This is a genomic window from Siccirubricoccus deserti (assembly GCF_014283215.1).
Lineage (GTDB): Bacteria > Pseudomonadota > Alphaproteobacteria > Acetobacterales > Acetobacteraceae > Siccirubricoccus > Siccirubricoccus deserti.
On record NZ_JACOMF010000001.1, the window covers coordinates 185,738 to 198,861 of the forward strand.

The window sequence follows — 13,124 nt, forward strand, 5'->3', positions numbered from 1 at the left end:
GCTCAGGCGAGAGCCATCATGGCGCTCCAACTACACCAATACAGTCAGGGAGCATGTCAGCATGCACTGCATATGCCCGCAGGCAACATTCCCTGCAAAACAGTCCCACCACTGATGATACACGCCGCAACCCAGATCGAGGTCTGGAGGGACGCTTGTCCCCCCAGCAGGTGTTCGGGAACAGCATCCCCGATCTACTTTCCTAGTATTTCAATATCGAAGCCAATCAGGCCGCCTCCGCTCGGATCGCTGCCTCCAATGTCCCGATCAGCCGGTCCACATGCGGCTTCTCGACGATCAGCGGCGGCGAAAGGGCGATGATGTCGCCGGTCACCCGGATCAGCACGCCGTCATCGAAGCAGCGGCGGAACACCTCCATCGCCCGCTGGCCGGGCTTGCCGGCGCGTGGCGCCAGTTCGATGCCGGCGGTCAGCCCGCAGTCACGGATATCGACGACATTAGGCGCCGCGCGCAGGCTGTGCGCCGCCTCCTGCCAATAGGGCTCGATCGCCAGCGCCCTGCCGGGCAAATCCTCGGCCCGGTGCACCTCCATGGTGGCGATGGCGGCGGCGGCGGCCAGCGGGTGGCCGGAATAGGTATAGCCGTGGAACAGCTCGATCCCGCCCGGCGCGCCTTCGACGATGGCGGCGTAGACGCTGTTCTTCACCGCGACCGCGCCCATGGGCACGGCGGCGTTGGTCAGCCCCTTCGCCATGGTCATGATGTCCGGCGTCACGCCCAGCCGCTCGGCGCCGAAGTTGGTGCCGAGGCGGCCGAAGCCGGTGATGACCTCATCGAAGATCAGCAGGATGCCGTATTTGTCGCAGATCGCCCGCAGCCGCTCCAGATAGCCCTTGGGTGGGACCAGCACGCCGGTGGAGCCCGCCACCGGCTCCACCATCACCGCGGCGATGGTCTCGGCGCCGTGCAGCGCGACCAGGTTCTCCAGCGCATCGGCAAGCTGCGCGCCATGCTCGGGCAGCCCTTTGGAGAAGAGGTTCTCCGCCAGCCCATGGGTATGCGGCAGGTGATCCACATAGGGCAGCAGTGCGCCGAATTGCTTGCGGTTGCCGCCGATGCCGCCCACCGACATGCCGCCGAAGCCGACCCCGTGATAGCCCCGCTCCCGCCCGATCAGCCGCACCCGGCTGCTGTCGCCACGCGCCTTGTGGTAGGCGAGCGCGATCTTCAGCGCGGTGTCGGCGCTCTCCGAGCCGGAGTTGGTGAAGAAGACCTTGTCCATGCCATCGGGCGTGATCTCGGCGACCCGCGCCGCCGCCTCGAAGGCGATGGGGTGGCCGAGCTGGAAGGTCGGTGCGTAGTCGAGGATGGCGGCCTGCTGCTGGATCGCTTCCTTGATCTCGCGCCTGCCATGCCCGGCGTTGCAGCACCAGAGCCCGGCCGTGCCGTCCAGGATCTCCCGCCCGTCCGGGGTGAAATAGGACATGCCCTCGGCCCGGGCGATCATCCGCGGGTTGGCCTTGAAGTAGCGGTTGTCCGAATAGGGCATCCAATAGGCGTCGAGGTTGTTCGGGCGCGACACGCTGAGCTCGTTCATCGGGGCGGTCTCCTGGGCGGTGCCAACCAAGCCCAAGGCGCCGCCCGCCGCAAGCCTTACCCCTCCCGCCGCGAGCCGCCGCGTGGCAGGTTGCGCCCGGATATCGGGCAGATGACGGAGACAAGGGCATGACCGAGGGCAGGCTGGTGATCGGCAACAAGCGCTACTCCTCCTGGAGCCTGCGCGGCTGGTTGGCGGTGCAGCTCGCCGCCCTCGACGTGACGGAGGTGGTCATTCCGTTGCAGGAAGGCCCGTCCGCCGCGGTCGCCGCGGCGACGCCGGCGGGGCTGATGCCCTATCTGGAGCATCGCGGCGCCCGGGTCTGGGAGAGCCTGGCGATCTGCGAATACTGCGCCGAGCTGGCGCCGGGGCTCTGGCCGGTCGATCCCGTGCTGCGGGCGCATGCCCGCTCCATCGCCGCCGAGATGCACGCCGGTTTCCGCGGCCTGCGCCAGGCGATGCCGATGAACCTCGGCCGGGAGTTTCCCGGCGGCGGCCGCACGCCGGAGGCGCTGGCCGATATCACCCGGATCGAGGCGATCTGGCGGGAGGGGCGGGCGCTCACCGGCGGCCCCTTCCTCGGCGGCGCCGAATTCGGCCTGGTGGATGCGATGTACGCCCCGGTCGCCACCCGCTTCCTGACCTGGCAGCCAGAGCTGGCGGCCGACACGCTGGACTACGTCGCGGCGGTGCGGGCGCATCCGCTGATGCAGCGCTGGTATGTCGAGGCGCTGGCCGAGCCGGAGGCCTGGCTGCTGCGGAAGTATGAGAGCCCGCCAGGCGCGCTGGGATGAGCACCGCCGTCGCCCTCGACCATGTCGGCGTCGCCGCCCGCGACCTCGGCCCGCTGACCGCGGCCTATGAGCGGCTGGGCTTCGCCCTCTCCCCGGTGGCGCAGCAGAGCGGCAGGCGCAGCCCGGACAAGCCGGTGGAGCTCTACGGCAGCGGCAACCGCTGCGCCTTCCTGCGGCACGGCTATATCGAGCTGATCGCCATCCTCGACCCGGCGCTCTTCGCCAATGGAGTGGATGGCTTCGTGGCGCGCTATGCCGGCGCCCATATCATCGCTCTGGCGATGCTGGATGAGGCGGCGAACCTCGCCCGGCTGCGCCGCGCCGGGCTGGAGATCCCGGGCATCTCCCATCTCGAACGGCCGGTGGAGGCCGGCGGCCCGATCGCCCGGTTCGCCCGGCTGCCGTTACCGGATGCGCCGGAGGGGCGGCTGCAGCTCATCCGCCACCTGACCGCCGAGCTGGTCTGGGACAAGCGCTGGATGGGCCACCGCAACGGCGCGGTGGCGCTGGAGAGCGTCATCCTGGCCAATGACCCGGCGGCGGAGACCGCGGCGCGGCTCTCCCGCTTGGCCGGGCTGCCGCTGGTGCCGGACCCGGCCGGCGGCTTCCTGCTGCGCCTGCCTGGCGCTGCCGGGGCGGCGGGACCGCAGGCACCGGTGGTGGCGACCAGCCTGCGCATCCTCGACCCCGCCGCGCTGCCGGCGGTGCTGCCGGGGGTGACTTCCCCTGCCCTGCCCTGCATCGCCGGCTTCGTGGTGCGCACCGGGGACGGCAATGCCGCGGTGGCGCGGCTGCTGGCGGCGGAGGGCATTCCGGCCATTCCGGCGCCCGGTCTCTGGGGCGAGGGGCTGATGGTGCCGCCCGCCTACGCTGGCGGCGCCGCGGTGGTCTTCGCCGCGTGACCATGGCGCGGGCGATCGGCCGCAGCCTCCGCAGCTACTACGCCCCCGGCCGCGCCGCCCGGCTCGATGCCTTCCACGCCCGCTTCCTCGGCCCAGGAGAGCTGGGCTTCGATATCGGCGCCCATGTCGGCGATCGCACCGCCAGCTTCCGCCGCCTCGGCGCCAGGGTGGTGGCGGTGGAACCGCAACCACGCCTCGCCCGGTTGCTGCGGCTGATCTTCGGCCGCGACCCCGGGGTGGCGCGCGTCGCCGCGCTGGTCGGCGCCGTGCCGGGCGAGGCGGTGCTGCGGCTCAACACCGCCAACCCTACCGTCGCCAGCGCCAGCGAGGCCTTCATCGCCGCCGCCGATGGCGCGCCGGGCTGGGAGGGGCAGCGCTGGGATGCGGCCCTCATCCTGCCGGTGACGACCCTGGCGGCCCTGGGCGCCACGCATGGCCGACCGGATTTCGTGAAGATCGACGTCGAGGGCTATGAGGCGGCGGCGCTGGCCGGGCTTGAGCTGGCGCCGCGCAGCCTCTCCTTCGAATTCACCACCATCCAGCGCGATGTGGCCCTCGCCTGCCTCGAACGGCTGGCGGCGCTCGGCTACCGCGCCTTCAACGCCTGCCTTGGCGAGGCCATGGAATTCGCCCACCCGCGGCCGGTGGATGCGGCGGCGATGGCCGGCTGGGTCACCGCCCTGCCGGCCGAGGCCAATAGCGGCGACATCTATGCCAGCCTGGAGGCCGCCCGCATCGCGCGCTGAGACCCGGCCGGTTCAGCCACCATGGAGGACGGCGACCTCTGCCCGCAGCCCATCAGCCCCCGGGCAGCGGCGATGCGCCCGGTGACGGCCTCGGTGGTGCCGCCGCCGAGGGCGAGGATGCGGCGGCCTACAACTCGCGCAGCACGGCCCAGAGGCTGGCCTTGCCCTCGAAGCCGATGCCCGGGATGTCCGGCATGCGGATGCGGCTGTCCTCGACCGGCGTGGCATCGGCGAAGCCGCCGAAGGGGGCGAAGACCTCCGGATAGCTCTCATTGCCGCCGAGGCCGAGGCCGACCGCGATGTTCAGCGCGAATTGATGGCCGCCATGCGGCACGCAGCGGCGCGGCGACCAGCCGTGCTCCTGCAGCATCGCCAGGGTGCGCAGGTATTCGACCAGCCCGTAGGAGAGCGCCGGGTCGAATTGCAGGATGTCGCGGTCCGACCGCAGCCCGCCATGGCGGATCAGGTTGCGGGCATCGAGCATGGAGAACAGGTTCTCGCCGGTGGCGATCGGCCCGGCGTAGTGCTCGGCCAGGGTCGCGTGGGTGGCGTAGTCCAGCGGGTCCAGCGGCTCCTCGTACCAGCGCAGCCCATAGGGCGCGAGTGCCGCGCCATAGGCCAATGCGGCGTGCAGCCCGAAGCGGCCGTTGACATCGACGCAAAGCCGCATGCCGTCGCCGCCGAGCAGCTTCAGCACCGCCTCGATGCGGGCGATGTCGAGCTTGAGGGCATCCTTGATCGGCGTGCCGGGGGCGCCGCCGATCTTCATCTTCACCACGCTGTAGCCGAGGTCGAGGTAGCGCTGCATCTCCGCCACCAGCTCCTCCAGCCCCTTGCCGGGGTAGTAGTAGCCGCCGGCGGCGTAGATCCAGGCGCTCTCATCCGCCTCGCCGCCGCGGTAGCGGTCGGCCAGCAGCTTCCAGAGCGGCTTGCCGGCGAGCTTCGCCGCGGCATCCCACAACGCCATGTCGAGCACGCCGACGGCGACGCTGCGGTCGCCGTGGCCACCCGGCTTCTCGTTCCGCATCATCGCCTGCCAGGCGCCGGCGGGCTCCAGCCCGCCATCGGCATGGCCGAGCGCCGCCTCCGGCGCCTCCAGCAGGCGGGGGATGAAGCGTTCCTTCAGCAGGCCGGGCTGGGCGTAGCGGCCATTGGAGTTGAAGCCGTAGCCGGTGGCGCTGCGGCCGGCACCATCCTCCACCGTCACCGCGACCACGCTCGCGGTCATCTTGGAGAAGTCGATATAGGCGTTGGCGATGGCGGAGGCGATCGGAACGACGCCGTCGCGGACGGAGGCGATGCGCATCAGCCCAGCACCTCGGTCACCGCGATGCGCAGGCCCGGAAGCGCGGCGGGCTCCGGCAGTTCGTCGCGCGCGACGCCGGCCGTGGCGCGGTAGGCTTCATCCCTTGGGTCCCGGTACACTTCCACGGCGCCTTCTCCGATATTCGCGATCCAGACCTCCGGCACCCCGTGCCGGGCGTAAAGCGGCAGCTTGATACTGCGGTCGTAGCGCAGGCTGCCGTCGGCAACCTCGACCAGCAGCAGGACATCGGCTGGGATCGGGTGGTCGCCGCGGTAGTTGTCGGTGCGCGGCTTCAGAAGCATGAAGTCGGGCCGCGGCTCGGTCAGATCGGAAAGCCGTAGCGGGCTTTGTGCCGACACCACCGCCCGGCCCCGGGCCGCGGCCGCCAACGCCGCGATCAGGGAGTTGACCGCGCCGCTGTGCTGGCTGCCGATGGGCGCCATGTCGATGATTTCCCCCTCAATCAGCTCGACACGTTCGTCCGGCGCGAAAATGCCCGCTTTGCCCATACGGTCGTATTCGCGGACATCCAGCTTGTGCCGCTTCACCCGGGGGGCCCGCTCCAGCGGGCCTGGCCGGTCGCCGTCCATCGCCACCTCCTTCGCCGCGCCCGGAGCAGTTCATGCAGCTTGGAAACATTCTGCGTGAAAATGCTGCTCCGGCCTGAAACGCCAGATGAAGCCCGTCGCTGCCTCGGTAGCCCGCCGTGGAACGACGGGATGCCCGCAATGCCGCGAAGCGGCCTCGCGGGGCTCTCCTACACCGCTCCCTTGGCCTTCAGCGCCGCCAGTTCCTCGGCCGAGACGCCGAACTCCGCCAGCACCTCCGCGGTGTGCTCGCCCCGCTCCGGCGTCGGCCGGCGCGGGGGGGCGACGCCCTCGATGTTCATCGGCGCACGCACCAGCTTCACCTCGCCGAGGGTCGGATGCGGCACCGCCCATTCCAGCCCCAGGTGCTGCACCTGCGGGTCGGCGAAGACCTCGTCCATGGCGTAGACCGGGCCACTCGGCACGCCGGCCTTGTTCAGCCGGGCGATCCAGTTCTCCGAGGTGTCGGTCTCCAGCACCGATTGCAACAGGGCGTTGGTCTTCTCGCGGTTCTGGGCCCGGGTCTTGTCGGTGGCGAAGGCGGGGTCCTTCGCCTGCTCCTGGATGCCGAGCGTCTCGACGATGCGGTTCCACATCTCCTGGCCACCGCCCGCCAGGTTCATCAGCCCGTCCCTGGTGCGGAACAGGCCGGTCGGCACGGTGGTCGGGTGGTCGTTGCCGGCCTGCTTCGGCACCTCATGCTTCATGGTCCAGCGGGTCGCCTGGAAATCCATCATGCCGACCATGGCTTCCAGCAAGCTGGTGTGCACCCAGCGGCCGCGGCCGGTCTGCTCGCGTTCCAGCAGCGCCACCATGATGCCGAGGGCGGTGTAGAGACCGGCGGTGAGATCGGCGACCGGGATGCCGACCCGCACCGGCCCCTGCCCCGGCAGGCCGGTGACCGACATCAGCCCGCCCATGCCCTGGGCGATCTGGTCGAAGCCCGGCCGCCTTGCATAGGGCCCGGTCTGGCCGAAGCCGCTGATCGAGCCGAGCACGATACGCGGGTTGATCGCCGATAGTGCTTCGAAATCGATGCCAAGCCGGTCCTTCACGTCGGGGCGGTAATTCTCCACCACCACATCCGCCTTCTCGACCATGCGGCGGAACAGCGCGAGCCCGTCCGGATGCTTCAGGTTCAGGGTGATGCCGCGCTTGTTGCGGTGGACATGCTGGAAGTCCGGCCCGTGCCGCTCGCCGCCCATGCCGCTGCCGGTGTCGATCTCCTCCGGCGCCTCGACCTTGATGACATTGGCGCCCCAATCCGCCAGCTGCCGCACGCAGGTGGGGCCGGAGCGGACCCGGGTGAGGTCGAGCACGGTGAACCGGGCCAGCGGGAGATCCGACTGCGGCGACATGGTAAAGCCCCTTCCTTGGCGGGCCGAACAGGCGGGGCCCGCCACGGCGCGCCGCTGGTCCAGCCCCATACGAGCAAATTACGCCGCCCGGGTGATCCCACCCAGGCGGCGCCTGCGCTAACTTCCCCGCGAACCGCCGGAAGGGCAAGACCATGGACGACACGTCTGGCGACCCGCTGCTGTACGAGATCCGCGACGGGATCGGTTTCGTCACCCTCAACCGGCCGCAGGCCCGCAACGCGCTGACCTTCCCGATGTACGAGCGGCTGCGCGAGATCGCCCTCGGCGCCGCCGAGGACGCCTCGCTCAAGGCCATCGTCATCACCGGCGCCGGGGAGAAGGCCTTCGCCGCCGGCACCGACATCTCGCAGTTCAGCAATTTCCGCACGCCGGAGGATGCGCTGGCCTATGAGGAGCGGATCGACCGCGTGCTGGTGGCGCTGGAGGAATGCCCGAAGCCGACCATCGCGGCGATCAGCGGCGCGGCGACCGGCGGTGGCGCCGCCATCGCCGCGGTCTGCGACATCCGCCTCGGCGCCGCCAATCTGCGGATCGGCTTCCCCATCGCCAAGACCCTCGGCAATTGCCTGTCGATGGCGAATTACGGCCGCCTCGCCGCGCTGATCGGCCCGGCCCGGGTGCTCGACCTGATCTACACCGCCCGACTGATCGAGGCGGAGGAGGCCAAGGCCATCGGCTTGGTCTCCGAGCTGCTGCCGGACCACGCGGCGCTGCAGTCCCGGGCGGAGGCGCTGGCGCGCACCATCGCCGGCCATGCGCCGCTGACCCTGCGCGCCACCAAGGAGGCGATGCGCCGCCTCCGCCTCGCCGCTCGGCAGGTGAATGGCGACGATCTGGTGACCATGTGCTTCACCAGCAACGACTTCCGCCAGGGCGTCGAGGCCTTTCTGGCCAAGCGGCCGATGGTCTGGACCGGAAGCTGAGGCGGCCAGGGGCGGAAGGCTTCAACCGCCCACGCTGATCTGCGCTGCGGTGATCACCCCGCCCCAGATGCGGCGCTCCTCCATGAGCGCGGCGCGATAGGCCTCCGGCGTCCCATTCACCAGGATCCAGTGCAGCGCCTCCATGCGGGCGCGCACCTCCGGCCGGTTCATCACCTTGTTGATCTCGGCGTTCCAGAAGGCGACCCATGCCGGTGGGGTCCCGGCCGCCATCACCGCGCCGTAGCCGACATCGCCGATGAAGCCCGGCAGCGTCTCCATCACCAGCGGCACCTCGGGCAGGGCCGGGTTGCGCTCATCCGTGGTGAAGGCGATGGCGCGCAGCCGGCCGTCGCGGATATGCGGCAGCGATTCCGGCAGCAGGCTGAAATAGAGATCGGCATTGCCGGCGATGATGTCGAGCAGCGCCGGCGTGCCGCCGCGATACTGGATCATCTCCATGGCGATGCCGGCATGGTGCATCAGGCGCGCCGCCAGCAGATGGGTCGCGCCGCCGAGGCCTGCCTGACCAATGTTCAGCCGCCCCGGATTGGCCTTCGCATAGGCGATGAGCTGCGGCAGCGTGGTGAAGGGCGCGCCCGGCTGGCCGACCAGCACCACAGGCACGCGAATGAGGTTCACCAGCGGCAGCAGGGCACGGTCCGGGTCGATCGGCATCTGCATGCCCGGCAGCACCGGCGCGGTGGACAGCACGCCATTCGAGGCGAGGGACAGGCTATGGCCATCCGCCGGCGCAGTCGCCACCGCCTGCATGGCGATGAAGGTGCCGGCACCGCTGCGGTTCTCCACGACGATGTTGCGGCCGCCGAGGGCCGGCCCCAGCCCCTCGGCCAGGATGCGGGCCAGCAGATCCACCGTGCCGCCCGGCGCATAAGGCACAATCAGGCGGACATCGCGGGTGATGCCCTGCGCCCCGGCGAAGGACGGCAGCAGCAGGGCGAACAGGAGGACAAGGCGACGCATGCGGCATCTCCTGGCAGCGGTGGTGCGTCAGCGTCGCGATGGCGCTCTGCCGGGGCAAGATGTTTCCGCTGCCGCCGCGCCGGGAAATCGACCGTTCGAACGCTGGCATGACCATGCAGGCGGCAGCCTGCCCGCGGAATGGGCCTCGCCCGGCACGGGCGCCGGCGCTAGAGCGGATCATGGAGGGCGTGATCGCCCCGGAGCAGGAATCCACCCTGCCGACAACAGGCTACAGCGGCCGGTGTTCAGACAGGAACGCAATCCGCGATAGTCAGGGCGACACATTCGGAGGAACACCATGCTCACCCGACGCCTTCTGCTGACCGTGCCGCTCGCCGCCCCCGCCCTGGCCCGTGCCCAGCTTCGCTGGGATCCGCCGCGCCCCATCTCGCTGCTGGTCGGCTTCGCCCCGGGCGGCGGCACCGACATCATCGCCCGCCTGCTGGCCCCGGCGCTGCAGCAGACGCTCGGCCAGCCGATCGCGGTGGAGAACCGGCCGGGTGCCAGCGGCACCATCGCCGCCCTCACCGGCTCCCGCGCCGCGCCAGACGGGCTCACGGTCTACATGTCCACCGTCAGCGCCTCCGCCGTGGTGCCGCCGCAGATGTCGCCGCCGCCCTTCGACATCTACAGCGACCAGACGCCGATCGTGCTTGCCGCCACCGTGCCGCTGGTCGCGGTGGTGCCGACCACCTCCCCGGCCCGCGACCTCGCCGGGCTGATCGCCCGGGCCAAGGCCGATCCGGGCGGGTTGAACTACGCCTCCTCCGGCGTCGCCACCCAGCAGCACCTGGCGGCCGAGCTGCTGTCGGCAGCGGCCGGCATCCGGATGACGCATGTGCCCTTCCGCGGCACCGGCCAGGCGGTGAACGAGATCCTGGCCGGACGCATCGATCTCGCCATCGACACCTTCCCGACCTACCTGCCGCATATCCGTGGCGAGCGGGCGCGGGCGCTGGCGACCACCATGCCGCAGCGCATCTCCTGGCTGCCCGACCTGCCGACGGTGGCGGAAAGCGGCTTCCCCGGATTCGACGCCAATGTCTGGTACATGCTGATGGGCCCGCCCGACATGCCGGTGTCGATCCGCGACCGCTGGGCCGAGGCGGTGGGCGCGGCACTGGCTGACCCTGTGCTGCGGCCGCGGATCGAGGCCGCCGGCTTCATTCCTGGTGGCGGCAGCAGCGACGACGCCGCGGCACTGCTGCGGCGCGATGCCGAGCGCTACGCGACGGTGATCCGTCAGTCGAGCATCCACATCGAGTAGCACCCTGGCCGGCGGCGATTGTCGTGCGTCCGCGATGGGCGCAGGATCGCCGGATAGGGCCAGGAAACCGAATGACCGATGCAGCCGCCGCGCCGGGCGGAATCTTCAGCATCAGCGGCCGCCAATGGCTGATCCTGCTGATGGTCCAGCTGGCGAACATGCTGTTCGGCATGACCATCACCCTGGCCAACCTGGTCCTGCCGGAGGTGCGCGGCACGCTGTCCGCCACCCAGGACGAGATCTCCTGGGTCATCACGCTGAATCTCGTCGCCACCGCCGTGGCCACGCCGATGACCGGCTGGCTCTCCGCCCGGCTCGGCTGGCGGAGCCTGATGTTCTCCACCGTGCTCGGCTTCACCCTCGCTTCCTTTCTCTGCGGCATCGCCAACAGCCTGGAGATGCTGATCCTGGCCCGGGTCGCGCAGGGCGCCTTCGGCGCGCCGATCATGCCGCTCGGCCAGGCGGTGCTGCTCGGCACCTTCCCTCGGCACCTGCATGCGACCGCGCTGGTGATGTGGGGCGTGGGCGCGGTGTTCGGGCCGGTGCTCGGCCCCATCCTCGGCAGCATCGCGACCGAGGCCTATGACTGGCGCGCCGCCTTCTTCATGATCGTCCCGCCGGGCATCGCCACCCTGGCTTGCATCTGGTTCGCCCTGGCCGAGCATACGGAACGCCGGCGCATCGCCTTCGACTGGACCGGCTTCCTGGCGCTCTCGATCGCGCTGGTGGCGGTGCAGCTCATCTGCGACCGCGGCCAGCGGCTGGACTGGTTCGACTCGGCCGAAATCACCCTATATGCCCTGTTCGGCGCCATCGCCTTCTGGGTGTTCTGCGTGCATTGCCTGACCGCGCGGCATCCCTTCCTCAACCCGCGCCTGCTGCTGGACCGGAATTTCAGCATCGGCCTCGCCCTCGCCTTCGTCATGGGCATGCTGAGCTTCACCAGCCTGTCGCTCTTCCCAACCCTGCTGCACGACCTGCGCGGCTACCCGAGCGATGCCATCGGCCTGCTGATCGCCGCCCGCGGGATGGGCAATTGGGCTGCCTTCCTGGTGATCGTGCCGCTCACCCGCGTCGCGCCGCGCTCGGCGATCGCCGCCGGCATGGCGCTGCAGGCGGTCTCCGCCTTCTGGATGGCGGGGTTCGACATCAACATGACCGAGGCGGAGATCTTCTGGAGCAACATGCTGCAGGGCTTCGGCCAGTCCATCACCTTCACGCCGATGACCGTGATGGCCTTCTCCACCCTGCCGAAGCACCAGGTGGCGGAGGGCTCCGCGGTGTTCACGCTGATGCGGAATTTCGGCTCCAGCCTGTTCATCTCGATCTGCGTGCTGGTGCTGATCCGCTCGACCAGCATGAACTACGCCCGGCTGACCGAGCACATCACGCCATTCAACGAGACCCTGCTCTTCCCCGGCCTGCCGGCGCAGTGGAACCTGGAGACCACCACCGGGCTGCTGCGGCTCTCGGCCGAGTTGCACCGCCAGGCGGCGATGATCGGCTACATCAACGCCTTCGGCCTGATGGCGCTGGCCGCCGCCGCCGCGGTGCCGCTGGCGGCGCTGCTGAAGCGGCCGTCCGCCTGACGTTCCCGCCGCGCCCTGGCTGTGGCAAGCTGGCGCATCGCCGGAGCTCCTGCATGCATCGCCGCGCCCTGCTCGCCTGCCTCGCCACCCCCGCCATCGCCCGGGCGCAGGGTTTCCCCGCCCGGCCCGTCCGCGTGGTCGTCCCCTTCGCCGCCGGCGGCATCATCGACGTCGCCGCCCGCATCCTGGCCGAGCCGATGGCGAAGCGCCTCGGCCAGCCTGTGGTGGTCGACAACCTGCCGGGCGCCGGCGCCACCATCGGCGCCCGGACGGTGGCGCGGGCCGCGGCGGATGGCCATACGCTGCTGCTCTCCGGCGCCGCCCATGCGGTGATGCAGGCGCTCTACCCCGACCTCGGCTTCGATCCGATCCGGGATTTCGCCCCGGTGGCGCTGCTCGGCGAGCAACCCTTCGTCGCCGCCGTCCACCCCGGCGTGCCGGTCGAGACGGTGCCGCAACTGCTGCATTGGCTGCGCGACCGCAAGGGCGAGGCGAATTTCGCCACCACCGGCATCGGCGCCGCCTCCCATCTGGCAGGGGAGTTGCTGAAGTCGCTGGCCAAGGTGGATTTCACCGTGGTGACCTACCGCGGCACGCCGCAGGCGGTGACCGACCTGCTCGCCGGCCGGGCCGATTTCATGATCGACAGCCAGACGCTGCTCGCGCCGCTCGCCCGCGACGGCAAGCTGCGGTTGATCGCCGTCACCTCCGCCCGCCGGTCGCGCTACCTGCCGGAGCTGCCGACCCTGGCCGAGGCCGGCGTGGCCGGATATGCCGCCACCTCCTGGCAGGCGCTGCACGCCCCGGCCGGCACCCCGCCCGCGGCGCTGGAGGCGCTGGCCGCCGCGGCACAGGCCGCCGTCGCCGACCCTGGTGTGCAGGCGCGCTACATCGAGACGGGCCTGGAGGCGCTGACCGGCGGCCCGGCCGAGGCGTCGCGCTTCGTCCAGGCGGAAGCGGCGCGCTGGACACCGATCCTGCAGGCGACCGGCGCGCGCAGCGGCTGAACCGCAGCGGCGGCCCCTTGCCGCGGCGGCGGGGCCTGCGCATGTCCAGCGCAGGCCGCAAGGAAACCGCCATGCCGCAGCACCA

General features: G+C 70.7%; 12 protein-coding genes. 7 read left to right on the plus strand and 5 right to left on the minus strand.

What is annotated here, in order from left to right:
• Positions 1 to 226: 226 nt before the first annotated feature.
• The gene (locus H7965_RS00905; RefSeq protein WP_186768631.1) at positions 227 to 1,558 is read right to left on the minus strand and encodes an aspartate aminotransferase family protein; all 1,332 of its coding nucleotides are present in this window, start codon (positions 1,556 to 1,558) and stop codon (positions 227 to 229) included.
• 128 nt (positions 1,559 to 1,686) lie between these two features.
• Here H7965_RS00905 and H7965_RS00910 point away from each other — a divergent pair, with 128 nt between their 5' ends.
• From H7965_RS00910 to H7965_RS00920, 3 genes are read left to right on the plus strand one after another with little or no spacing between them, the layout of a single operon-like run.
• On the plus strand, positions 1,687 to 2,352 hold the full coding sequence (locus H7965_RS00910) for a glutathione S-transferase (RefSeq protein WP_186768632.1): 666 nt from the start codon (positions 1,687 to 1,689) through the stop codon (positions 2,350 to 2,352).
• A complete protein-coding gene (locus H7965_RS00915) occupies positions 2,349 to 3,254 on the plus strand; it encodes a VOC family protein (RefSeq protein WP_186768633.1) in 906 nt (301 codons plus the stop codon). Before H7965_RS00910 ends, H7965_RS00915 begins: the two co-directional genes overlap by 4 nt.
• 2 nt (positions 3,255 to 3,256) lie before the next feature.
• Positions 3,257 to 4,000 carry an FkbM family methyltransferase gene (locus H7965_RS00920; protein ID WP_186768634.1) on the plus strand — a complete coding sequence of 248 codons (744 nt, stop codon included), beginning with the start codon at positions 3,257 to 3,259 and terminating at the stop codon, positions 3,998 to 4,000.
• 127 nt (positions 4,001 to 4,127) lie between these two features.
• Here the strand turns inward: H7965_RS00920 and H7965_RS00925 are convergent, their stop codons facing one another.
• From H7965_RS00925 to H7965_RS00935, 3 genes are all read right to left on the minus strand, one after another.
• Complete coding sequence (locus tag H7965_RS00925; protein ID WP_186768635.1) at positions 4,128 to 5,306, minus strand: enolase C-terminal domain-like protein; 1,179 nt, start codon at positions 5,304 to 5,306, stop codon at positions 4,128 to 4,130.
• Positions 5,306 to 5,896, minus strand: a complete 591-nt coding sequence (locus H7965_RS00930; RefSeq protein WP_186768636.1) for a Uma2 family endonuclease — start codon at positions 5,894 to 5,896, stop codon at positions 5,306 to 5,308. The genes H7965_RS00925 and H7965_RS00930 overlap by 1 nt, the downstream gene beginning before the upstream one ends.
• 167 nt (positions 5,897 to 6,063) lie before the next feature.
• Positions 6,064 to 7,251 carry a CaiB/BaiF CoA transferase family protein gene (locus tag H7965_RS00935; RefSeq protein ID WP_186768637.1) on the minus strand — a complete coding sequence of 396 codons (1,188 nt, stop codon included), beginning with the start codon at positions 7,249 to 7,251 and terminating at the stop codon, positions 6,064 to 6,066.
• A 152-nt stretch (positions 7,252 to 7,403) separates the two neighbouring features.
• On the opposite strand from H7965_RS00935, the gene H7965_RS00940 reads away from it, so the two are divergent.
• Positions 7,404 to 8,195 carry an enoyl-CoA hydratase gene (locus H7965_RS00940; protein WP_186768638.1) on the plus strand — a complete coding sequence of 264 codons (792 nt, stop codon included), beginning with the start codon at positions 7,404 to 7,406 and terminating at the stop codon, positions 8,193 to 8,195.
• A gap of 21 nt (positions 8,196 to 8,216) precedes the next feature.
• Here the strand turns inward: H7965_RS00940 and H7965_RS00945 are convergent, their stop codons facing one another.
• Positions 8,217 to 9,176 carry a Bug family tripartite tricarboxylate transporter substrate binding protein gene (locus H7965_RS00945; RefSeq protein ID WP_186768639.1) on the minus strand — a complete coding sequence of 320 codons (960 nt, stop codon included), beginning with the start codon at positions 9,174 to 9,176 and terminating at the stop codon, positions 8,217 to 8,219.
• A 298-nt stretch (positions 9,177 to 9,474) separates the two neighbouring features.
• On the opposite strand from H7965_RS00945, the gene H7965_RS00950 reads away from it, so the two are divergent.
• From H7965_RS00950 to H7965_RS00960, 3 genes are all read left to right on the plus strand, one after another.
• On the plus strand, positions 9,475 to 10,443 hold the full coding sequence (locus H7965_RS00950; protein ID WP_186768640.1) for a Bug family tripartite tricarboxylate transporter substrate binding protein: 969 nt from the start codon (positions 9,475 to 9,477) through the stop codon (positions 10,441 to 10,443).
• A 71-nt stretch (positions 10,444 to 10,514) separates the two neighbouring features.
• On the plus strand, positions 10,515 to 12,032 hold the full coding sequence (locus tag H7965_RS00955) for a DHA2 family efflux MFS transporter permease subunit (protein ID WP_186768641.1): 1,518 nt from the start codon (positions 10,515 to 10,517) through the stop codon (positions 12,030 to 12,032).
• Between the two features lie 53 nt (positions 12,033 to 12,085).
• Positions 12,086 to 13,039, plus strand: a complete 954-nt coding sequence (locus tag H7965_RS00960) for a Bug family tripartite tricarboxylate transporter substrate binding protein (RefSeq protein ID WP_186768642.1) — start codon at positions 12,086 to 12,088, stop codon at positions 13,037 to 13,039.
• Positions 13,040 to 13,124: the final 85 nt, after the last annotated feature.